Below are 20550 nucleotides of genomic sequence, written 5' to 3' on the forward strand. Positions count from 1 at the left end.
GATCAGATCCGGTCAGGTTTTCGGGAAAAACAGATACCGAACTCCGCGAGCCGTGCATCAAACGTGCCATTCCCTTGGGACAGGACGGAAAACGACTTGGCATCGCGGTCTGCGGTCTTCCGGGCGCTGATCAGAAGTTGAAGCATCGCAAGATCGATCTGCGTGACCTGGCCACAGGTGACGACAATTGCGTCATGGTCTTCGATCATCTGCCGCAGCGATGCCTGAACCTGCGCGCATTCGGACATCGTGGCTTTGGTCGGCAGGTCGTATGTTGGAATGGACACTGTGCAAGGTTCCCTCGTCGTCACCCCTGTTGCGAGGTTTAACGAACAGGTGCCGCATCCTTTTAGGGGGCGGCACGCCCGAGGGGGTCGGTCAGAGTGTTCTGGCGTGGGAATTCAGGTGTAAAGCTCTAGAATATATAAGTTATTTTCAAACGTCGGGTATCCAAAGATACGCGTCGCGCTGGGCGCGCACGGCTCTCCCGAGCGCGTGAGACTACGACAGCGCTGCGAGGCACATATGCGCAGAGGCGGCCACCGGATCGACGATGATGCTGCCCTCGGGCGCGGTGAAATGCGCGGCCATGGCCGTCATGCCGCCGCACCCCAGAACAAGGCTGCTGCCGGGATGGATGGCGGCGATCCGATCGAGCGCCACCTGCACACGCCGGAGGCTGTCCGCTCCGGTGTTCAGCTCGAGCACAGGCACGCCCGACGCGTGAACCCCGGCGCAGCGGTCATCCAACCGCATGGCCCGGATGTTTTCCGCGATCACCGGCACCGACACATCGAGGCTGGTGATGACCGCGAACCGTGCCGAGGCAAGGCTGCCCGCGATGCATCCCGCCTCTCCGAGGCCGATCACCGGCAGGCCGCCTTTTGCGCGCAATGTGGCAATGCCCGTGTCGTCAAAGCACCCGATCACAACCGCATCCGCGCCCTGATGGCGCGCCTCGTCGAAGAGGGCAAACAGCCCGTCCAGACACAGCTCCGCATCCTCGGGGCCCTGGATGGAAGCCGGGCCGCGATGGTTGGTCATGCCGACGACTTCGGCCAGTGCACCCACAGCAGCGTGCGCGACTGTCACCATTTCGGTGGTCATCCGTTCGGTCGAATTGGGGTTGAGGATGGCAATCCTCGGTTTTGCGCGTGTGGTCACGAACGGCCCCCTGCACCCGCCATCGCCTCGGCGCGGCTTGCCTGAACACAGCGGGCCCAACGCCCGTCACCACCGGTCCAGACCGGAATGGGGCTTGCAGAGCAGGCCGCCTCGGCATGGGCGCAGCGCGGCGCAAAGGAACAGCCTTCGGGCAATGCGCTCAGCGCTGGCGGCGCACCGGGCACCGCATCGAGCCGCGTTCCCGGCACAGCCCCCACCAGATTGGCCGCCAGAAGCCCCTTGGAATAGGGATGGCGCGCATCGCGGATCACGTCCCGGACCGACCCGGTTTCGACAAAGCTGCCCGCATACATCACGGCCAGCCTGTCGGACACTTCGACCGCCACCCCGATGTCATGAGTGACAAAGATCACGCCCATGCCCAGTTCCTGCTGCAAGTCGCGCAGCAGAAGCAGGATCTGGATCTGGACTGTCGCATCCAGCGCCGTTGTCGGCTCGTCCGCCAGAAGCAGCTTTGGGCGGCAGGCAAGGGCAAGCGCGATCATCGCGCGCTGGCGCATGCCGCCGGACATCTCGTGCGGGTAATTGTCCAGCCGCCGCCTGGCCGACGGGATGCGGACCAGTTCCAGCATTTCCAGCGCACGCGCCATCGCGTCGGTCTTGGATGCACCCTCGTGGCGGATGACGGTTTCCGCGATCTGCTGACCGATGGTGTAGACCGGATCAAGTGCCAGCGAAGGGTCCTGAAAGATCATCGACGCAACACCGCCCCGATGATCGGCCAGCGCACGGCCTTGCAGGGACAGAACGTCCTGACCATCCACCTCGATGGTGCCGGTGATCCGCGTCTTCCGTTCAGGCAAAAGGCGCAGCAGGGTCTTGAGCGTCACGCTCTTGCCCGACCCGCTTTCCCCGAGGATGCCCAGAACCTCGCCTGGCGCCAGATCGAAACTGACATTGTTCACCGCATGAACGGGCGGCGTGCCAGCGAACCGGACAGACAGGTCATGGACCCGGACAAGCGGCGTGTCGGACTGCGACGGAAGCGGTGTCATGCGACCTGCTCCTTGGAGGTGTTGAGATGACAGGCGGCGACATGGCTTTTGCCGACCTTGTAGGATACCGGAACCTGCGTCGAACAGGGGCCAAAGGCGTGGGCGCAGCGGGTGTGGAAGCGGCATCCCGGCGGTGGGTCGATCGGATTGGGCGGATCACCTGCCAGCGGTGCCTCCAGCGTGCGCCGGTCCGGATCAAGCGAGGGCATCGCCGCCAGCAACGCTTCGGTATAGGGGTGACGCGGCGCGCTGTAGAGGCTTTCCGCGGGTCCGATCTCGGCCACTTCGCCCAGATACATGACCATCACCCGATCCGAGATATGGCGCACCACGTTGAGGTCGTGGCTGATGAAGACATAGGTCAGACCGCGTTCGCGCCGCAGGTCCATCAGCAGGTTCAGCACCTGCGCCTCGACCGACTTGTCCAGCGCAGACACAGCCTCGTCGAGCACGATCACCTGCGGATCAAAGGCCAGCGCGCGGGCGATGTTGACCCGCTGCCGCTGCCCGCCGGACAGCTCATGCGCATAGCGCCCACCAAAGCGGGCAGGGTCCAGCCCGACCCTGTCGAGCAGGTCCTGCGCCTTGCGCGTGGCTTCACCGCGTGAAGCGCCATGCACCATCGGGCCAAAGGCCACCGCGTCGATCATCGTCATGCGCGGGTTCAACGAGGCGAAACTGTCCTGAAACACCATCTGCACCTTGCTGCGGAACGCCTTGAGCGGCAGTTCCGGGCCAACAACCTTGCCATCGAAGCGGACGCTGCCGCTGTCGGGTGTCAGCAATTGCACCAGCAGGCGGGCGGTCGTGGACTTGCCACATCCGCTTTCGCCGACGACGCCCAGCGTTTCGCCGGGGGCCAGTTCGAAACTCACGTCATCGACCGCGCGCACCACCTTGCGGGCCGCACCAAAGCCACCGGCGTTGAAATGCTTGACGAGGTTGTGGGCGGACAGGATCGGCGCGCTCATTGCTTGACATCCATGGCAGACCGCAACCCGTCGCTCAGCATGTTGAACGAGATCGAGGTGAGAAAGATCATCACGCCGGGCAGGGCGGCCAGCCAGGGCTGGACATAGATCGCGTTGCGTAGCGTGTTCAGCATCAATCCCCATTCCGCATTGGGTGGGCTCACCCCGAGGCCAAGGAAGGACAGGCCCGCGGCAAGGATCATCGACACCGAGATCAGGCTGGTGGAATAGACGAAGATCGGGCCAAGCACGTTGCCCAGCACATGATCGCGCACGATCTGCAGGCTCGATGCTCCGCTGGCCTGTGCCGCTTCTATATATTCAAGCTTGCGCACCGATGTGGTGACGCTTTCGGCCACGCGGGCAATGGGTGGAATGAAGACGACCGTCAGCGACAAGAGCCCGTTGAGGATGCCCGCACCCAGCGCGCCGGAAATCGCGATTGCCAGCAGCACCGACGGAAAGGCGTAGAGCACGTCGAGAACGCGCATGGTGATCGTGTTGACCCAACCGCCCAGGTATCCGGCGGCGATGCCGATGGTCGACCCGATGGCAAAGGCGATCAGCACCGGCACGACCCCCATAAACAGCGAGAGGCGCGCGCCATAGATCAGACGGCTCAGCATGTCGCGGCCCAACTCGTCGGCCCCCAGTGGATAGCCTTCGGTTCCGATGGGCGAGAGGCGCTTGATCATGCTGCCTTGCAACGGATCGGCAGGCGCGATCCACGGCGTGAAGATCGCCATCAGCACCAGACCGGCCGCGACAAGTCCAGCGCAGACCGCCACCTTGTCGCGCAGGAATCGTGTCCAGACCGAGCGCCAGTAGCCTTGTGATTTCTCGATGGTGGCCAAAGGCGCGATGGTTTCTGCGGTGACAGCCATGTCTCAGCCCCTTTGCAAGCGCGGATCGAGCGAGGTCTGCGCCACGTCGACCAGCAGGTTGAGGATGACGAAGAACATCGCGAGTACGAGGATGGTGCCCTGCAGCAGTGGCAGGTCGCGCTGAAAGATCGCCTGTCCCAGCAGGAACCCTGTTCCCGGCCACGAAAACACGGTTTCGATCAGGATCGACCCGCCCAGGAGGTAGCCCAGTTGCAACCCCATTACGGCCAGCGCGGTGGGGGCGGCGTTCTTGATGACATGCGCCAGCACGCCGCGATCCAGCAGGCCCTTGGCGCGCAGGCCGGACACGAATTCCTGTTGCAGGATGTCGGCGACAAGCGCGCGGACGGTGCGCGCGACGATGCCCATGGGGATCACCGACATCGTGATGGCGGGCAGGATCAGGTACTGCATGTGCTCCCAATCCCAGATCCACTGGCTTGATCCACCGGGGCCGGCGCCTGTTGCGGGCAGCCAGCGCAGCTCGACCGAAAAGATGATGACCATGACCATGCCCAGCCAGTAATGTGGCACCGACACGCCGATCACCGAGATCGCAGTGGCCAGCTTGTCGATCCAGCTGTCGCGGAAATACCCCGCGACAAAGCCGAAGAGCCCGCCTAGCGTGAACCCGATGATTGTCGCCGTGACCGCAAGGATAAGCGTGTTGCCCACCGCGTTGAACACTTCGGATGCCACGGGCCGCCCTGTCGCGATTGAATTTCCCAGATCGCCCTGAACCGCGCGACCCAGCCAGCGCAGGAACTGTTCGGGATAGGAGCGGTCGAAGCCATAGATCGCCATCATCTGCTGCTGCAATTCCACCGACGCGTCCGGCGGCAGGATCGACACGAGCGGATCACCGGGGGAAATGTGGACCAGCGCGAAACACACCAGCGACACGCCAAGCATGATCGGCACGGTATAGAGAATGCGGCGCAGGATGAACGAAATCATGGGCGGGGTGGCCTGTCAAAAAAGGGGTCGTCCCGAAACCGGGGCGACCCCAAAGGTTGCTGTAGTTTACTCTTCGATCGTCATCGGGGCGATGTCGATGAACCAGTTCTTTGGCTGGGTCACGTTGCCGACCTTGGACGACATCGCGCGCGGACCCACGTCATGGGCGATCCAGACGAACGGTGCCTCCTCGACGATCCGGGTGTGCAGGCGGGCCAATGCCGCGTCGCGATCCGCATCCGCAAAGGACGTGCGGGCATCGGCGATCAGGGCATCGAACTCGTCATTCCCGAAAAGGCCCCAGTTGTTGGACACCGGTGGGAAGGTTTCGGTCGACACGAAGCGGACCATCGCAAAGAACGGGTCCATCGTGGCGAAGGACACGTTGATCGCATGGGCGCCCCGTGCGCTTTCATCCGCCGCACCCTTGCGCCAGTTGGTGAACACGGTGTTCCATTCCAGAACGTCCAGCTCCACGTCGAAGAAGCAATCCGCCAGCGACTGCTGCACGTATTCGTTCATCGTGACCGGCTGCATCTGACCCGAACCCGATGCCGAGGTCTGGACCTTGACCTTGACGGGGTTGTCCGTCGAGAATCCCGCTTCGGTCATCAGCGCACGTGCCGCATCGGGATCGTAGCGAATATCGAAGGACGGGTTGCCCCACCACGGGTGACCCGGCTCGACCGACCCCTTGGGGATGCCCATGTAGCCGCCCAGCAGAACCTGGAGTTCTTCGCGGTTGACGCAGAGGTTGGCTGCATGGCGCACCCGCTTGTCCAGCCAGGGCGAGCCCTCGTGGAACGACAGCTGCCACGGCCAGACATGCGGCTGCGGGTTGGAATAGATCACGTTGCCTTCGGCCTGAATGCGCGGGATCGCGTCCGGGGCAGGGGCTTCGATCCAGTCGACCTGACCCGACAGCAGGGCTGCGGTACGGGCGTTGGAATCGGGCAGCGGCACAAGAACCACGCGGTCGATGGTCGGGGTACGGGCCGGATCCCAATAGTTTTCGTTCTTGACCATCTCGAACCGTTCACGCGGCACAAACAGATCGCCTTCGAACGGGCCTGTGCCCGACGGATCGAACGCGAAGGCGCTCCATGCCGCGGCGGCGCGTTCCTTGGGGTCGGTGACCGCCGCATCGACGGCATCGTAAAGCGACTGCCAATGGGTCGGCGACGCCATCAAGAGCATCGTCATGTTGAGCGGCAGGAAGCTGTCGGGCTGTGTGGTCGTCAGCTCGACGGTCAGATCATCGATGGCGCGGGCCGAGACCAGCGTCGGCATGCGCGACTTTGTGGCGCCCACCTGATCGGGGGCAAAATGCGGTGCGGCCTCGTCCATCACCTTCTGCACGTTCCAGACCACGGCTTCGGCGTTGAAGGGCGATCCGTCATGGAAGGTCACGCCTTCGCGCAGCGTGAAGGTCCATTTGGTCGTGTCGTCCGGGTTCACCGCCCAGGCCGTGGCAAGGCCGGGGACGATGCCGCTCGGTTCGGTTTCCGACGACAGGTCCCAATGCGTCAGCGCATCGTACATCGGGATGCCGGTAAAGCGGTTGCCTTCAAAGCCCTGATCCGGCTGGCCGGACGTGCGCGGAATATCCGCAGCAGTCATGCCGATGGTCAGTGTCTTTTCGGCCCAGACCGGACCTGCAGCCAGCATGGCTGTCATCAGTGCGATCGCAGAGGATCGGTACAAGGTATTCCTCATTTCATTACTCCTGTTGAACGTCTGGACCAAGCCACTCAGTCCGGCCGTGTCCTTGAAGGTGAGAATGAGAAGTCGCCAACTCACGTCGACAAGTGAGTATCAGATTGTATACGTTATCAATTAAAAAAGTTCACAATAGCTTGAATTTCACTCACTCCCAACGCAAATGCCTGATTTATAGGCATAAAAGAGGACCGCGCGGAAAGCGGGGAAACTGGGGATGACATTCCGGCCCAAACAGGGGAAAAGGGCATGCGAAAACTGTATACAAACGTGAGCAGTCCAAACATGAGCATCACGCAGCAAGAGGCGAGTTTCATCCGCGGGCTTCAGGCGGATATGGTGCAGAACCCTGTCTATACTGGCGTTGAGCGCGCCATTCTCGAACAGCGGCTTCCGCCGGGAATGCGCCTTGCCGAGACCGATCTGGCGGAATTCTACGGCGTCTCGCGCACCATCGTGCGCACGGGGCTTCAGGCGCTGGCCCATTCGCATCTGGTCACCTTGCGCCCGAATCGCGGCGCCAGTGTCGCCAACCCGTCGCCGCGCGAAGCCCGCGAAGTGTTCGAGGCGCGCGAACTGCTCGAACCCCGGTCGGCCCGCGAGGCGGCGATGCGCGCGGGGCGTGCCGATGTGCGGGCGCTGCGCCTGCATGCGCAGGAAGAGCACGATGCCATGCGCGACAACGAATCCGGCCGCGCGCTTCGGCTGTCGGGGCGGTTTCACGTGATGATCGCCCAGATCGCGAACCAGCGCACGATCGCCGAGATCATCGAAAACCTCGTGTCCCGGTCATCGCTGATCATCGCCCTGTACTGGACCCGGTCGAGCACGCGCTGCGACGAGGGCTGCCACAACGCGCTGATCGACGCGCTGGAACGCAATGATGCGACCGAGGCCGAGGAACTGATGCGCAGCCATCTTGTCGAGCTTCATTCGGCGCTGCGCTTCGACGTGGGCGATACCTCGAACCTGACTCTCAAGGACATGCTGGGCGACTGAGCCGAGCGGGTCAGGTCACTGATCCCGAAACCTGTCATATTGCTGTGAGGTGACTGCGGTAGCAGAGATTCATTCGAATGAATTGAGGGCCGCATGACAACCGTGGATTGGACTTTTGTAAGGGACGCCATCGAGAGGGACATCCTCGACGGGCATCTTGCACCGGGCGATCGCATGCCCACCGAGCCTGAGCTTGTAAAGCAGTACGGCGTCGGGCGTCACAGTCTGCGTCGTGCCATCGCAGCTTTGGCCAAGCAAGGCAAACTGAGTGTCGAGCAGGGGCGCGGCACCTTCGTCAGTGCGCCCAAAATGCTGCATTACGAGTTGGGCAAGCGGACACGGCTGCGGCAGAACCTTGCCGACCAGACGGTCGATATCTCGCGCGAATTGCTCGAGGCCGAGGTGGTCGCAGCCCCGAACCGGGTCGCCCAGGCGCTCGACATCGCCGCGCAGGCGCAGGTGCATCATTCCCGCCGCCTGACCTCTGCCGATGGCCTGCCGATTGCGTTTGGTTCGATCTATCATTCCGTCGATCGGTTCCCCTGTTTCCAGGAACGGCGTGCGGTGTTCGGGTCGATCACGGAAACCTACAGATCCTACGGGATCGACGATTACATCCGCATGGAAACCACCTTCTACTCGCGTCAGGCGCGCCCGGACGAGGCGCGCATGCTGCATCAGCACCCGGACCTGTCGGTCACGATCATCCGCGCGATTGACGCCTTGCCGGACGGGCAGCCGATTTCCTTTTCCGAAATCATCTGGGCCGCCTCGCGGGTCCGGTTCAGCGTGGTGAGCGGCGCATGAAGACCAAGGCCACACACAGCGACGTGCTGACGGTTCTCGCGCGGGCCGATGCCGCGCGCATCAAGTCCTTCGCGGAAACCCTGATCACCCCCTTGGGTGAGATCGACGTGCTGCAAAGCCGCACCGGGCTGGTGATGTTGCCGATGCGCGATACGGCGGGCGGTGCCACCTTTCACCTTGGCGAAGTTCTGGTCAGCGAAGCGCATGTGACCCGCGACGGGATCGATGGCTACGGCATGCGGCGCGGGCGTGATCTGGAGGCGGCGATGGCGATGGCGCTGGTCGATCTTGCGCGGGCTTGCGGGATCGAGACCGCGCGCTGCGAGGCGTTCTGCGCGGACGAGGCGATCCGACAGGCGCAGGCTGACCGCGACACCCTGCGCTGTGTTCAGGCGACCCGCGTCGATATGGAGACCTTCTGATGTTGACCACTCCCATTCCGGATGCCGCAGAAACGCGGTCCAATGCCACGTTCGACGCCATCCTCTGGGCGCTCAGCCGCCCCGGACTGCCGCGCAACCTGCCCGAACCGGGCGAAGCCGCGTTGATCGAGGCGCTGCTGGACCGCGAATGCGCCGCCTATGCGGGAGACCCTTTGCTGATCCCCGTGCTGGCGCAAAGCGGCGCGCGGCTGGTTGATCTGTCAGAGGCGGATCACGTGTTTTTCGGACGGCTGCTTGACGCGGAATACTTGCGCGCATGCCGTGTCGGTTCAGACCTTTATCCGGACGACGGGGCCACGCTCGTCATCCGGGCGCGGATCGGGCAGGGGGCGACCGTGCGCCTGACCGGGCCGGGTGTGAACGGGGTGGTCGAGTTGCAGCTTGACGGTCTGCCCGCAGGGTTCTGGCAGGAACGCGCGCGGCTCATTCGTTATCCGATGGGCTTCGATCTTCTGTTTCTGGACGGCGACCGCCTGATCGGTCTGCCGCGCTCCACCAAGGTCGAGGTGCTCTGATGGCCTATGTCGCAACCCGTGGCGGTGAACGCGCCATCGAACAATCCGAACGTCTGTTTCGCGCCGAGTTGGGCCAGATCGATGCGGCCCGCGTTGCAGAGGTGAAACAGGCGCTGCCCTATCTCGTGGATCGCGTGATGGGCGAGGCGTCGCTCTATGACGAAGACCTGGCCGCGCTGGCGCTGGCGCAGACCGGCGGAGAGCTTTACGAGGCGGTGCTGGTCCTGCGGGCATGGCGCACGACGCAGCCGCGCCTGACGGTGGCTGCGCCCATCGAACAGGACGACCTGTTCACCCATCGCCGCATCTCGGCCGCGTTCAAGGACATTCCCGGCGGTCAGGTTCTGGGGCCGACGCTGGATTACTCGCACCGGGTGCTGGCAACAGACGTGCTGACCGGCACGCCCTATGATCCACCCGCGGTCGAGCCCGCCGCAGACCCGGCCCCGGCGCATCAACCATCGGTCAGCGCGTGGCAGGCGGCGAACGATCTGGTCGATCTGCCGAAACCCGACGCCGCAACAGGCGAGGCGATCCCGGACCTGACCCGCGAACCGCTCCTGTTCCCGTCCAAACGCGCCCACACGCTGCAAAGCCTCGCACGGGCGGAAACCGGTGGCGTTCTGGCCTTGGGATACGCCGCGATGCGCGGCTATGGACAGGCCCACCCGACTGTCAACGAATTGCGGCTGGCCGAGGCCGAGATCGTGGTCAAGCACCCCAACGGGACCGAGTTTTCAGCCGGTCGGGTCAAGGTTTCGCAAGCCGAGGTGGTGTCGAAAAAGGGCGAACGGCTGGGCCTTGGCTTTGCCGCGACCCTTGGCTGGAACGAGGTCAAATGCATCTCGGCGGCCACATTGGACCTCAACAGCAAGGGAGCGCCCAAGGGGTCACCGACGGAAGAGGAATTCTTCCTGTACCATACCGAAGGGGTCGAGGCGTCGGGCTTCTGCATCCACTTCAAACTCCCCCATTACGTCACCTTCCAGTCATCGCTGGACGCCATGCGCGACGCCAAGGCCACCCGCGCGGCGGAACAGGAGCCAGCGGAATGACCCTTGCCAGTCTCACCAAACCCTGGGCGCCGATGAGCTACGGCTTCCTCGATGCCTCGGCCAAGCGCGAATTGCGCCGCAAGATGGTCAAGGCGGTCTGCGTGCCGGGCTGCCAGATGCCCTATGCCAGCCGCGAAGTGCCGATGGCGCGCGGCTGGGGCACAGGCGGGTTGCAGGTGTCGCTGACGCTGATCAATCCGCAAACCTGCGTCAAGGTGATCGACCAAGGCGCCGATGACAGCGTGAACGCCGCGTCGATCCGGCGGTTCCTGTCGCGCGTGTCGGGTGCGCCGGTCACGCTGGATACGCTTCAGGCCGATCTGATCCAGTCCCGCCACCGCATCCCCGAGGAAATCCTGCGCGAGGATCAGGTGCTGGTGCTTCAGGTTCCGAACCCCGAACCCCTGCGGTCCGTGCAGCCCAACATGTCCATCGCGCGCCAGATGCACGGCGATGCCGATTACGGGCGGATGTGGTTGCAGCTTTACGAACAGATCGTGCGCTCTGGCCGCGTCATGCAGGGGGCCAGTTATCCCTCGATGGTCAATGGCCGCCACGTGATGACGCCCTCCCCGATCCCGCGCTGGGACGTGCCCAAGTTGCATATGGCCAAACACCTGACGATCCTGTCGGCGGGGCGCGAGAAACGCATCTTTGCCGTGCCGCCCTATTGCCGGGTCGAACCTCTGGTCTTTGACGATGTGCCCTACCGGGTCGAGGATCATGCCGGGCTGACCTGTTCGCGGTCGGGTGCAAAAGGGTTCTTCATGAACGAGGTCCCGCAGGATGACGGAACCTCCGCCTTCGAGCTGTCGGACAGCGAATATGGCGTGAAATCCATTCGCCGCGCCGAGGGTGATCCTGTCGATCTGGGCGACACATGGTACACAAACGGGGAGTTGACGAAATGACCCTGACGCTCGACGCTCCGCGCATCGTCACCGTCGATCCGCTGCTGGAACTGCACGGCGTGAACAAGTCCTACGGACCTGTCGTGGCCCTGCGCAACGTTCACGCCACGGTCTTTCCCGGCGAAGTGCTGGGCATTGTCGGCGAAAGCGGGTCGGGAAAATCCACGCTTCTTCGGATGATGAACCTCGAGGAAACGCCCGACAGCGGGAGCTACACGCTCGATCTGCCGGATGTGGATGGCAACCTGTTCGAGCTGGACCGCTTTGCCCGCCGCATGCTCTGCGCCACGCGCATCGGCATCGTTTACCAGAACCCGCATCTGGGCCTGTTGATGAAGCATTCGAGTTCGGGCAACGTGGCAGAACGCCTGTTGGTCGCCGGGGAACGCCGCTTTGCGGTGCTGCGGGAAAAGGCGACCGATGCCTTGGCCGCGTCCGAGTTCCCGCTCGAACGTCTGGACGCACCGCCGATCGAACTGTCCGGTGGCATGCAGCAGCGCGTCCAGCTGGCCAAGGCCATCGCGCTGGAACCGGCGCTGTTGCTTCTGGACGAACCGACGACGGGGCTGGATGTCAGCGTGCAGGCGTTGGTGCTGGACACGCTGAAACGTCTGCAGCAGGATCGCAAGATCACCATGGTGATCGTCAGCCACGATCTGGGCGTGATCCGCACGCTCGCGGATCGCGTCATGGTCATGCGTCGGGGTGAAGTGGTCGAGGCCGGGCTGGCTGACCAGATCTTCCAGGACCCGCAACACGCCTACACGCAACAATTGGTGCACGCAAAACTATGACCCCAGTTCTGGACATTCGCGGCCTGACCAAGGGCTTTACAATGCATCATCTGGGACAGGGCTTTGCCGCCTTCGATGACATCTCGTTTGCGGTGGCGGCCGGGGAATTCGTCCTGCTCAAGGGGGCCAACGGCGCGGGCAAATCCACGCTTCTGCGCACGCTTTATCGCAGCTACCTGCCACAGGCCGGGCAGGTGCTGTTCCAGTCCGATCACGGTCTGATCGACCTTGCCCGCGCGGCCGATGTGGACATCACCCATCTGCGCCGCACCGAAATCGGGTTTGTCACGCAGTTCCTTGTCGCGCGCCCGCGGGTCAGCGCCGAGGCACTTGTGGCCGAACCGCTGCGTGTGGCCGGAGTGCCTGCCGAAGAGGCGCTGGTCGAGGCACGCCACTGGCTCAGGACATTCGGCGTCAAGGAAAACCTCTGGCCCGCCTACCCGACAACGTTTTCGGGCGGCGAACAGCAGAAGGTCAATCTGGCCCGCGCGCTGATCCGTCCGCAAAAGCTGCTCTTGCTGGACGAACCCACGGCATCGCTCGATGCCAATGCCCGCGCCGCCCTTGTGCAGCGCCTGGCCGATCTCAAGGCGCAGGGCACCGCCATGATCGGCGTCTTTCACCATCCGGGCGACGTGGAACACCTGATCGACCGCGTGGTCGATCTGAGCCCCAACGCCCCTGCAACTGAGGATCGTCATGATGTGGTTGTCTGATTTTTCGCTGGTCCTGCCGGACCGTGTGCTGCCGCGCGGCTCTGTCCGCATCGAGGATGGACGGATCGCCGAGATCGTCGAAGGCCCGGTCGGGCAAGGTGTTGACGGGCGGGGCCATACGCTGTTCCCCGGCTTCATCGACATGCATGGCGACATGATCGAACAAGAGCTTGAGCCGCGCGCGCGCGTGGATTTTCCGATGTCGGTCGCGTTGAACGCGCTGGATACCCGGCTTGCGGCGGCGGGAGTGACCACGGCCTATGCGTCCGTGTCGTTCTCGCGCGGGGTACGGGACGGCGAACGCCGGTCCTTCGACCACACCAGCCGGGTGATCCGTGAACTCTCCGAGGCACGCAAGACCGCGCGGGTCGATCACCGCATCCACGCCCGGTTCGACATCACCTTCGACAACGCCGTCGAAGTCTTGTCTCACCTGCTCGATGAAGGCCGTGTCGATCTGGTGTCGCTGATGGATCACACGCCGGGGCAGGGCCAGTACCGCAACCTCGAGATCCACATCAAGAACAAGGCCGCGCATCACGGGATCTCCGAAACCGAAGCGCGCCAGATGGTCAGCAATGCCATCGCCATCCGGTCGCGGCCGCAGGAAGTGCTGCTGAACAACATGCAGTCGGTGTCGCAGAAATGCCGCGATCACGGCGTGCCGCTGGCCAGCCATGACGACGACACCCGCGCCAAGGCCAACCTGATGGCAGACCTTGGAGCCGTGATCGCCGAATTCCCGGTCACGATGGAGGCGGCGCAGGTCGCGGTGCAGCGCGGTCTGATGACGGCGATGGGGGCTCCGAACGCCATGCGCGGTCAAAGCTATTCCGGCAACCTGTCCGCCCGCGAGGCGCATGATGCCGGGCTGCTGTCGATCCTTGCCGCCGATTATCACCCGGCGGCGATCCTGCCGGCCATTCGCGCACTGGCGGGCAATGATCCCGACGGTCTGGCCGGGGCGACGCGACTGGCGACACGCAATCCGGCCAAGGCGCTGGGCCTTGCGGATCGCGGTGAGATATCGGTCGGCAAAATGGCGGATCTGGTCATCGTCGACGGGCAGGACCGCGTGGCGCTGTGCCTGCGGCGCGGTGCGCTGATCCATTCCAACGGCACGCTTGCGCTGAGCGCGGTTCCCCAAGCGGTCCCGGCCTGACAACCGTTAGAGAAATGTCACATATCAGTTAGGTTCCTGTCACCGAACATCACTACGACTCGGGGCGACACATTCATTCGGATGAATCGCCATGACCGGAAACCTGATCCTTTCAAACGTGACCCGCCAGTTCGGAGAAACCACGGCTGTCGACCGTGTGTCGCTGTCGATCCAGCCGGGGCAGTTCGTCGGGGTGATCGGACGCTCCGGCGCGGGCAAGTCCACCCTGCTCCGACTCATCAATCGCCTGATCGACCCCGGTTCGGGGTCGGTTTCGTTTGACGGGGTCGAAGTGACCGCGCTCAAGGGCAAGGCACTGCGGGCCTGGCGGCGTGACTGCGCGATGATCTTCCAGCAGTTCAACCTTGTCGACCGTCTCGACGTGCTGACCAACGTGCTGATCGGGCGGCTGGCCGAACATGGCTTTCTCAGTTCGATGGCGATGCGGTTCACCGAAGAAGAACGCGCCATGGCCATTCAGGCCCTCGACCGGCTTGATCTGGTGCCGCAGGCGCTGCAGCGCGCGGGCACCTTGTCCGGTGGTCAGCAGCAGCGGGTGGCGATTGCCAAGGCGCTGGTGCAGCAGCCCAAGATCATGCTGGCGGATGAGCCCATCGCCAGCCTTGATCCGGCCAACGCGACCCGCGTGATGGACGGGCTCAAACAGATCAACACCGAAGACGGCCTGACCGTTCTGGTCAACCTGCACACGCTCGACACCGCGCGCGCCTATTGCGACCGCATCGTCGCGATGCGGGCCGGCCGCGTGATGTTCGATGGCACCGCGCACCAGCTGACCGACGATGTCGTGCGCGACATCTACGGGCTCGATGGCTTTGCCGAATTCAACGAAGCCGTCACCTCGACCACCGCGCGGGCCACGGGCCGCGTGAACGAACCGGCTTGAAACCACTGACAACGCAACCATGGGGGATACCAACATGCGTTTCATCACCGCCACCGCTCTTGCGGCCCTGATTGCAGCCCCGGCGCTTGCCGAAGGCTGGAAGGACGACTACCAGACCGTCAATATCGGCTTCCTGTCGGGCGAAAACGAACAGGACCGCCTGACCCGCACCGCGCCTCTCAAGGCGCATCTCGAAGAGACCCTTGGCGTCAATGTCGAGATTTTCCTCGCCGGAAGCTATGACGGCGTGATCCAGGCGATGGCGGCCGATCAGATCGAATTCGCCTTCCTTGGCTCGTCGGCCTATGCCGCAGCCTACACCGCGACAGACGGCAATGTCGTGCCGCTTCTGACATCGCAGAACAAGGATGGATCAACTGGCTATTATTCGATCCTCGTCACGCGCTGCGACAGTGGTCTGACATCGGTGGACGATCTGGCGGGCAAGACGCTGGCCTTTGCCGACCCGGATTCCACCAGCGGCTATGCCGTGCCCTATTACAACCTTGTCGCGCAGGGCTACACCCCCACCGAATTCTTCGGGGCTGTGCCGTTTTCCGGCAGCCACGAAGCGGGTGTGTCGGGTGTCGTCAACGGCACCTTTGATGCCGCCGCCACATGGCAGGACAACGACATCAACGGCGTCTATCAGCGCATGGAGCTGAAGGGCATGATCGAGGAAGGCCAGGTCTGCAAGATTTGGGAATCCCCGGAAATCACCTCTGGCCCGCTGACAACCCGCAAGAACCTGCCCGAAGCGATGGTGCAGGACGTGGCCGCCGCCGTCGAAGCCTTCCCGACCGCTGATCCCGAAGGCTGGAACTTCTACACCTCCTTCGATCCGGCCGAGGAAAACCCGACCGTCGGATATGTGCGCGTCGATCATGACCGCTACCAGTGGATCATCGACATGCGCGCCTGGCTGCGCGAGCAGCGCCGCAAGTCGTAACTGGACGTCCGCCAGACAGGGGCGGGCCTTGAACGGGTCCGCCCCCTTCACGCTTCGGGGATATCATGACCGCGACGACAGATTTTCGAGATGCGCCGACCCAAGTATCGGACGACATCACCCGGTTCGAGGCCGAGTACGCCGCGCAGCGCCGCACCGCCCGCTTGGCGTGGATGATCGGAAGCGCCCTCTTTTTCGTCGTCTTCCTCTTCACCGCATGGCTTGGTGATTTCTTCAAGGTCACGCAGGTCACGCTGCCGGATGGATCGCGCGACTGGCGCTGGATCATCCCGGTGGGAATTCCGCGCCTTGGTGACTACATCGTCAACACGATCCCCACCTTGCGCTGGGACAGCCTGGGCAGCGATCTGGCCGAATGGTTCTGGCGCTGGCGCGTCTGGCTCGATCTCTTGGTCGAGACCATCCTGATCGCCTTCATGGCCACGGTTCTGGGGGTCGTCGGCGGGTTTCTCCTGTCTTTCCCGGCCGCGCGCAATCTCGCGCCCAACCCGTGGATCTACCATATCTGCCGCCGCTATCTTGAGATCACCCGCACGGTGCCGGAACTGGTCTTCGCGCTGATCTTCGTCTTCTGCTTTTCCATCGGGCCAATGGCGGGTGTGCTGGCCATCGGGCTCGGCGCGTCCGGGTCTCTCGGCAAGCTCTATTCCGAGGTGAACGAGAATATCGACATGCGCCCGCTGGAAGGTGTGAAAGCCGCCGGCGGGACATGGTTCGACCAGATCCGCTATGGCGCGGTGCCGCAGGTGTTGCCCAACATCATCAGCTACACGCTCCTGCGGTTCGAGATCAACGTGCGCGCGTCCTCCATCGTGGGCTATGTCGGCGCCGGAGGGTTGGGGCAGGAATTTCGCACTGCGCTGAGCTTGCAGGAATACACCGATCTGTCGGCGCTCTTCGTGATCATCTTCGTAACCGTCATGGTCATCGATTACGGGTCGGAAAAACTGCGCCACCGCGTCATCGGATTGGAGGCACGGCCATGAGCCTGACACAACACGACATCGATGCCGCGCGTGCGCGGGTGCCGCTGGCCTTTCGCGCGCCCCTGCCTGTGCGCCTGCGCCGCTATGCGCTCTGGGCATTGTTCACGGGGTTGTTCGTCTGGTGTCTCTACGATTTCGACATCACGCCACAGCGCATCTGGATCGGACTTGGGCGACTTGGTTCGGTGATCGGGTTCATGTTCCCGCCGCATGTCTGGACAAGCTGGGCCGAGTTTCTGCCGATCCTCGACGGGCTGGGCGAAACGCTCGCCATCGCGTTCCTGGGTACGGTTCTCGGCGCGGTCGTCGCCTTTCCGCTGTCCTTTCTTGGCGCCAAGAACATCAACCGGCTGAATTTCCTGCGCCTCGGCACGCGGCGCGGCTATGATGTCATCCGCGCGTTCGAGACGCTGATCCTCGCGCTGATCTTCATCCGCGCCTTCGGTCTTGGCCCACTGCCCGGTATCCTCGCCATCGCGGTGAGCGAGATCGGAACCTTTGCCAAGCTGTTCTCCGAGGCGATCGAGAATACGTCGGAAAAGCCGATCGAGGGCGTCAAGGCGTCGGGCGGATCGCGCCTGCAGCAAATCCGCTACGGTCTGATGCCACAGGTCAATCCCGTGATCCTGTCGATCTTGCTCTACAACTTCGAATCCAACGTCCGGTCCGGCACGATCCTTGGCATCGTCGGCGCGGGCGGAATCGGGTTCCTGCTGGCTGACCGGATCTCGGCCTACAGGTGGGACGAGGCGTGGTCGATCATCTTCCTGATCATTGTCATGGTCTATGTCATCGACTGGCTCTCGGGCCTGATCCGTACCCGTTTGATCGGAAAGACGGACCTCGCGAAGTGATCCCCAAACGGGTGATGATCATCGGCGGGCCCGGGTCCGGCAAGAGCACGCTGGCCACGCGGATGGGTGCCGCGCTTGGCCTGCCGGTCTATCACATGGACCGCGAGGTGTTCTGGCTGCCGGGCTGGCAGGAACGCGCCAAGGACGATCAACGGCGGCAGATCGAACGGATCGTGGCCCTCGACGCTTGGGTGTTCGAGGGCAACAATTCGAGCAGCTTTTCACTCCGCGAGGCGCGGGCAGACATGCTGGTCTGGCTTGATGTTCCGCTTTGGCTGCGGCTCGTCCGGGTGATCCGGCGCAGCGTCCGGCAAAACGGCCAGACCCGTGCCGACATGGCCCGCGACTGCCCGGAACGACTGTCGATGCTGCCGGACTTCCTGTGGTTCATCCTGTCCACCGCGCGCAGCGGGCGGCGCACACAAAGCGCGTTTTTCGACGCAACCGGCCTGATGCGCTACCGACTGCGCTCGGTGTCCGAGGTCGAGGCCTTTGTCGCGGGACTGGGCCGATGCACATGACGCAGTCCGAGCCGCGCCAAGGTCCGGCGCGAAATGGCACACAAGGCGGCGTTCCGGCATGGCCTGTCGGCGGTCTCGCGGTAATATTCCAGCGCGATCACCGCACCGTACAGGGCCCATCCCCGCGCCCGGTCCCATGCCTCGGGCGGCAGGTCGGTGGCTGTGCGAAACGCGGCGGCGCTGTCTCCCTCCAGCCAGGTCCAGAAGACAGCCAGATCGATCGCAGGATCACCAACCGCCGCAAGCCCCCAGTCGATGACCGCAACCAGCCGCCCGTCGCGGGCGAGCAGGTTGTCGTCCTTGAGATCGCCATGCAGCCATTGCGGCGGGCCCTGATGGGGCGCTGCATCGCGGGCTGCCTGCCACATCTCATGCGCGCGGGGCGCGTCGACCTCGTCGGCCAGCGCGTCGATGCAGCGGCGCGTCACCGCACACATCTCGGACAATGGCACGCCGCGATTGTGGTTCGCCGCCCCTGCGATGGGGCCATCCTGCGTGCCGCAGCCCCGCAGCGCAGTCAGGAACGCCGCAAGGCTTTGCGCCGCCGCGACCGGATCCGACAGCCCTGCCAGGTCCGCAGGCGTGCCCTCGATCCAGTCCACCACCGAGAACGGATAGGGGAACCGCGCGCTCGGCTGGCCGCAATGGCGCGGCAAGGGCACCGCCAGTGGCAGACCGGACAGGCCCGGCAGGATACGCTGTTCCTTTGCGATCAGCGGCACGGCCTCAAGGCGTCGGGGCAACCGCACGGCCAGCCGATCTCCCAGCCGGTACATCGCATTGTCGGTGCCACTCGATACAACTGGCGTGACCGGCAAAGCCGCCAGATGCGGCACCTGATCCACGATCAGCGCGCGCACGAGGTGTGGGTCGGACGGGATGTCATCATCATGCATGGGGCATGTCTACGGCCCCTGCGCAACAGTTTTGCATAAGGAGAACGCCATGAGCGGTGCAGGCGCGAAAAAACAACTGACGGAACAACCCAATATCCACCCAGATGCCCATGTGGTCGATTGCGATCTGGGGGCCTGGACCGAGGTAGGACGCGGCACGTCGATGCGAGCGTCCACCATGGGCGACTGGTCCTACATCACGCAGGACTGTCACGTTGTCTGGACCAGCATCGGCAAGATGTGCTCCATCGCCAATGGTGCGCGGATCAACCCCGGCAACCATCCGACATGGCGGGCAGTGCAGCACCACAGCGTCTACCGTGCCGAGGCTTATGGCCTGGGCGAGGATGACGCCGATTTCTTTGCATGGCGCAAGGCCGACTGGGTCACCATCGGACACGATGTCTGGATCGGGCATGGCGTGACCATCACCGCCGGTGTGACCATCGGGACAGGTGCGGTGATCGGGGCAGGGGCCGTGGTGACCCGCGACGTGGACCCCTATACGGTCGTCGGCGGCGTGCCCGCCCGCGAGATCAAGCGTCGGTTCACGCCGGAACAATCCGAGGCGCTGATGGAGATTGCCGTCTGGGACTGGACGCGCGAGGCGTACAAGGCGGCCTTGCCGGACGTACGGGCGCTGGACATCGACGCCTTCATCGAAAAGTATCGCCCCTGATCCCCTTCATGCCTGGTCTTGACCATGTCCCTTGCCGACCCCTCCAACACGACCCTGCTGGTGCGCCCCGCGCAGCAGCATCTGGAGTCATACCGCGAGGCGTTGCGGACGGGCTGGTCACCGAACAACCTGCGGCCCGAAGCGGCGAATGAGGAGCTTGCGGAAATCGCGGCGGATGCGGATCTGTTCCTCGCGCGGATGGAAGATCGCGATGCCAAGGGTGTGCCTGTCATTCTGCCGGATGGGTCCTTCGTAACGCGATTGCCCAGCCTGCGTCGTTGGATCTGGTCCGACGGGTTCTGCGGCAGCATCGGGATTCGCTGGCAGCCCGGAACCGAAGACCTGCCGCCGACCTGCCTCGGGCATATCGGTTATGCCGTCGTTCCGTGGCGGCGGGGCGAAGGTCTGGCGACGGCTGCGGTGCTGGAAATCCTGCCCATCGCCCGCAGCATCGGGTTGCGCCATGTCGACCTGACCGCCGATCCGGACAACATCGCGTCGATCCGCGTGATGGAAAAGGCCGGGGCCACATATTTGGGCACCTTCACCACGCCCGAGGCCTTAGGCGGGGTGACTGACTCGCTCTACCGGATCATGCTTTAACAGGGGTCAATGACACGAGGA

At 63.8% G+C, this 20550-nt stretch carries 24 protein-coding genes; 16 read left to right on the top strand and 8 right to left on the bottom strand.

All coding sequences use genetic code 11. From position 1 onward, the window contains the following. Positions 1-2: 2 nt before the first annotated feature. The 7 genes from IEV82_RS16965 to IEV82_RS16995 form a co-directional block, all read right to left on the bottom strand. Positions 3-287, bottom strand: coding sequence for an STAS domain-containing protein (locus tag IEV82_RS16965; protein WP_188483215.1), 285 nt, complete (start codon positions 285-287; stop codon positions 3-5). 214 nt (positions 288-501) lie between these two features. Continuing rightward, positions 502-1164 (bottom strand): aspartate/glutamate racemase family protein, encoded by a 663-nt coding sequence (locus IEV82_RS16970; protein ID WP_229747885.1) that lies wholly within the window; start codon positions 1162-1164, stop codon positions 502-504. Next, on the bottom strand, positions 1161-2180 hold the full coding sequence (locus IEV82_RS16975) for an ABC transporter ATP-binding protein (protein ID WP_188483216.1): 1020 nt from the start codon (positions 2178-2180) through the stop codon (positions 1161-1163). Before IEV82_RS16975 ends, IEV82_RS16970 begins: the two co-directional genes overlap by 4 nt. Next, positions 2177-3151: an ABC transporter ATP-binding protein gene (locus IEV82_RS16980; RefSeq protein ID WP_188483217.1), complete on the bottom strand. Its 975-nt coding sequence runs from the start codon at positions 3149-3151 to the stop codon at positions 2177-2179. The genes IEV82_RS16975 and IEV82_RS16980 overlap by 4 nt, the downstream gene beginning before the upstream one ends. Continuing rightward, positions 3148-4035, bottom strand: a complete 888-nt coding sequence (locus IEV82_RS16985; protein WP_188483218.1) for an ABC transporter permease — start codon at positions 4033-4035, stop codon at positions 3148-3150. The genes IEV82_RS16980 and IEV82_RS16985 overlap by 4 nt, the downstream gene beginning before the upstream one ends. A 3-nt stretch (positions 4036-4038) precedes the next feature. Next, positions 4039-4992: an ABC transporter permease gene (locus IEV82_RS16990; protein ID WP_188483219.1), complete on the bottom strand. Its 954-nt coding sequence runs from the start codon at positions 4990-4992 to the stop codon at positions 4039-4041. A gap of 66 nt (positions 4993-5058) precedes the next feature. Then, positions 5059-6708: an ABC transporter substrate-binding protein gene (locus IEV82_RS16995; protein ID WP_188483220.1), complete on the bottom strand. Its 1650-nt coding sequence runs from the start codon at positions 6706-6708 to the stop codon at positions 5059-5061. A 288-nt stretch (positions 6709-6996) separates the two neighbouring features. Here IEV82_RS16995 and IEV82_RS17000 point away from each other — a divergent pair, with 288 nt between their 5' ends. The 14 genes from IEV82_RS17000 (at position 6997) to IEV82_RS17065 (ending at position 18351) form a co-directional block, all read left to right on the top strand. After that, positions 6997-7710, top strand: coding sequence for a GntR family transcriptional regulator (locus tag IEV82_RS17000; protein WP_188483221.1), 714 nt, complete (start codon positions 6997-6999; stop codon positions 7708-7710). Between the two features lie 93 nt (positions 7711-7803). Continuing rightward, complete coding sequence (gene phnF / locus IEV82_RS17005; protein WP_188483222.1) at positions 7804-8517, top strand: phosphonate metabolism transcriptional regulator PhnF; 714 nt, start codon at positions 7804-7806, stop codon at positions 8515-8517. Continuing rightward, complete coding sequence (locus tag IEV82_RS17010; RefSeq protein WP_188483223.1) at positions 8514-8939, top strand: phosphonate C-P lyase system protein PhnG; 426 nt, start codon at positions 8514-8516, stop codon at positions 8937-8939. Before phnF ends, IEV82_RS17010 begins: the two co-directional genes overlap by 4 nt. Further along, positions 8939-9475 carry a phosphonate C-P lyase system protein PhnH gene (gene phnH / locus IEV82_RS17015; RefSeq protein WP_188483224.1) on the top strand — a complete coding sequence of 179 codons (537 nt, stop codon included), beginning with the start codon at positions 8939-8941 and terminating at the stop codon, positions 9473-9475. The genes IEV82_RS17010 and phnH overlap by 1 nt, the downstream gene beginning before the upstream one ends. Continuing rightward, positions 9475-10530 (top strand): carbon-phosphorus lyase complex subunit PhnI, encoded by a 1056-nt coding sequence (locus IEV82_RS17020; protein WP_188483225.1) that lies wholly within the window; start codon positions 9475-9477, stop codon positions 10528-10530. The genes phnH and IEV82_RS17020 overlap by 1 nt, the downstream gene beginning before the upstream one ends. Continuing rightward, positions 10527-11441, top strand: a complete 915-nt coding sequence (locus tag IEV82_RS17025) for an alpha-D-ribose 1-methylphosphonate 5-phosphate C-P-lyase PhnJ (RefSeq protein WP_188483226.1) — start codon at positions 10527-10529, stop codon at positions 11439-11441. The genes IEV82_RS17020 and IEV82_RS17025 overlap by 4 nt, the downstream gene beginning before the upstream one ends. Continuing rightward, a complete protein-coding gene (locus tag IEV82_RS17030; protein WP_188483227.1) occupies positions 11438-12235 on the top strand; it encodes an ATP-binding cassette domain-containing protein in 798 nt (265 codons plus the stop codon). The genes IEV82_RS17025 and IEV82_RS17030 overlap by 4 nt, the downstream gene beginning before the upstream one ends. Next, positions 12232-12951, top strand: a complete 720-nt coding sequence (locus IEV82_RS17035) for a phosphonate C-P lyase system protein PhnL (protein ID WP_188483228.1) — start codon at positions 12232-12234, stop codon at positions 12949-12951. Before IEV82_RS17030 ends, IEV82_RS17035 begins: the two co-directional genes overlap by 4 nt. Then, positions 12935-14113 (top strand): alpha-D-ribose 1-methylphosphonate 5-triphosphate diphosphatase, encoded by a 1179-nt coding sequence (locus tag IEV82_RS17040; RefSeq protein WP_229747886.1) that lies wholly within the window; start codon positions 12935-12937, stop codon positions 14111-14113. The genes IEV82_RS17035 and IEV82_RS17040 overlap by 17 nt, the downstream gene beginning before the upstream one ends. A gap of 91 nt (positions 14114-14204) precedes the next feature. Next, the gene (phnC, locus tag IEV82_RS17045; protein WP_188483229.1) at positions 14205-15020 is read left to right on the top strand and encodes a phosphonate ABC transporter ATP-binding protein; all 816 of its coding nucleotides are present in this window, start codon (positions 14205-14207) and stop codon (positions 15018-15020) included. 34 nt (positions 15021-15054) lie between these two features. Then, on the top strand, positions 15055-15969 hold the full coding sequence (phnD, locus tag IEV82_RS17050) for a phosphonate ABC transporter substrate-binding protein (RefSeq protein WP_188483230.1): 915 nt from the start codon (positions 15055-15057) through the stop codon (positions 15967-15969). Between the two features lie 65 nt (positions 15970-16034). Then, on the top strand, positions 16035-16976 hold the full coding sequence (gene phnE, locus IEV82_RS17055; RefSeq protein ID WP_188483231.1) for a phosphonate ABC transporter, permease protein PhnE: 942 nt from the start codon (positions 16035-16037) through the stop codon (positions 16974-16976). Next, positions 16973-17830 carry a phosphonate ABC transporter, permease protein PhnE gene (phnE, locus tag IEV82_RS17060; RefSeq protein WP_188483232.1) on the top strand — a complete coding sequence of 286 codons (858 nt, stop codon included), beginning with the start codon at positions 16973-16975 and terminating at the stop codon, positions 17828-17830. Before phnE (IEV82_RS17055) ends, phnE (IEV82_RS17060) begins: the two co-directional genes overlap by 4 nt. Next, complete coding sequence (locus tag IEV82_RS17065) at positions 17827-18351, top strand: P-loop NTPase family protein (protein ID WP_188483233.1); 525 nt, start codon at positions 17827-17829, stop codon at positions 18349-18351. Before phnE (IEV82_RS17060) ends, IEV82_RS17065 begins: the two co-directional genes overlap by 4 nt. On the opposite strand, the gene IEV82_RS17070 is transcribed toward IEV82_RS17065, so the two are convergent. Continuing rightward, positions 18288-19247 carry an aminoglycoside phosphotransferase family protein gene (locus tag IEV82_RS17070; RefSeq protein WP_188483234.1) on the bottom strand — a complete coding sequence of 320 codons (960 nt, stop codon included), beginning with the start codon at positions 19245-19247 and terminating at the stop codon, positions 18288-18290. The genes IEV82_RS17065 and IEV82_RS17070 overlap by 64 nt on opposite strands. 49 nt (positions 19248-19296) lie before the next feature. Between IEV82_RS17070 and IEV82_RS17075 the strand changes: the two genes are divergently transcribed. Both IEV82_RS17075 and IEV82_RS17080 read left to right on the top strand, forming a co-directional pair. Next, the gene (locus tag IEV82_RS17075; protein ID WP_188483235.1) at positions 19297-19926 is read left to right on the top strand and encodes a DapH/DapD/GlmU-related protein; all 630 of its coding nucleotides are present in this window, start codon (positions 19297-19299) and stop codon (positions 19924-19926) included. Positions 19927-19950: 24 nt separating this feature from the next. Next, on the top strand, positions 19951-20529 hold the full coding sequence (locus IEV82_RS17080) for a GNAT family N-acetyltransferase (protein ID WP_229747887.1): 579 nt from the start codon (positions 19951-19953) through the stop codon (positions 20527-20529). Positions 20530-20550 lie beyond the last annotated feature (21 nt).

This window comes from Marivita lacus (assembly GCF_014637725.1).
GTDB lineage: Bacteria > Pseudomonadota > Alphaproteobacteria > Rhodobacterales > Rhodobacteraceae > Marivita > Marivita lacus.

Bases quoted from the DNA above. Each gene is read 5' to 3' on its own strand.
- IEV82_RS16975 (WP_188483216.1), bottom strand. From the start codon at position 2,180: ATGACACCGCTTCCGTCGCAGTCCGACACGCCGCTTGTCCGGGTCCAT.
- IEV82_RS16980 (WP_188483217.1), bottom strand. From the start codon at position 3,151: ATGAGCGCGCCGATCCTGTCCGCCCACAACCTCGTCAAGCATTTCAAC.
- IEV82_RS16985 (WP_188483218.1), bottom strand. From the start codon at position 4,035: ATGGCTGTCACCGCAGAAACCATCGCGCCTTTGGCCACCATCGAGAAA.
- IEV82_RS16990 (WP_188483219.1), bottom strand. From the start codon at position 4,992: ATGATTTCGTTCATCCTGCGCCGCATTCTCTATACCGTGCCGATCATG.
- IEV82_RS16995 (WP_188483220.1), bottom strand. From the start codon at position 6,708: ATGAGGAATACCTTGTACCGATCCTCTGCGATCGCACTGATGACAGCC.
- IEV82_RS17000 (WP_188483221.1), top strand. From the start codon at position 6,997: ATGAGCATCACGCAGCAAGAGGCGAGTTTCATCCGCGGGCTTCAGGCG.
- phnF (WP_188483222.1), top strand. From the start codon at position 7,804: ATGACAACCGTGGATTGGACTTTTGTAAGGGACGCCATCGAGAGGGAC.
- IEV82_RS17010 (WP_188483223.1), top strand. From the start codon at position 8,514: ATGAAGACCAAGGCCACACACAGCGACGTGCTGACGGTTCTCGCGCGG.
- phnH (WP_188483224.1), top strand. From the start codon at position 8,939: ATGTTGACCACTCCCATTCCGGATGCCGCAGAAACGCGGTCCAATGCC.
- IEV82_RS17020 (WP_188483225.1), top strand. From the start codon at position 9,475: ATGGCCTATGTCGCAACCCGTGGCGGTGAACGCGCCATCGAACAATCC.
- IEV82_RS17025 (WP_188483226.1), top strand. From the start codon at position 10,527: ATGACCCTTGCCAGTCTCACCAAACCCTGGGCGCCGATGAGCTACGGC.
- IEV82_RS17030 (WP_188483227.1), top strand. From the start codon at position 11,438: ATGACCCTGACGCTCGACGCTCCGCGCATCGTCACCGTCGATCCGCTG.
- IEV82_RS17035 (WP_188483228.1), top strand. From the start codon at position 12,232: ATGACCCCAGTTCTGGACATTCGCGGCCTGACCAAGGGCTTTACAATG.
- IEV82_RS17040 (WP_229747886.1), top strand. From the start codon at position 12,935: ATGATGTGGTTGTCTGATTTTTCGCTGGTCCTGCCGGACCGTGTGCTG.
- phnC (WP_188483229.1), top strand. From the start codon at position 14,205: ATGACCGGAAACCTGATCCTTTCAAACGTGACCCGCCAGTTCGGAGAA.
- phnD (WP_188483230.1), top strand. From the start codon at position 15,055: ATGCGTTTCATCACCGCCACCGCTCTTGCGGCCCTGATTGCAGCCCCG.
- phnE (WP_188483231.1), top strand. From the start codon at position 16,035: ATGACCGCGACGACAGATTTTCGAGATGCGCCGACCCAAGTATCGGAC.
- phnE (WP_188483232.1), top strand. From the start codon at position 16,973: ATGAGCCTGACACAACACGACATCGATGCCGCGCGTGCGCGGGTGCCG.
- IEV82_RS17070 (WP_188483234.1), bottom strand. From the start codon at position 19,247: ATGCATGATGATGACATCCCGTCCGACCCACACCTCGTGCGCGCGCTG.
- IEV82_RS17075 (WP_188483235.1), top strand. From the start codon at position 19,297: ATGAGCGGTGCAGGCGCGAAAAAACAACTGACGGAACAACCCAATATC.
- IEV82_RS17080 (WP_229747887.1), top strand. From the start codon at position 19,951: ATGTCCCTTGCCGACCCCTCCAACACGACCCTGCTGGTGCGCCCCGCG.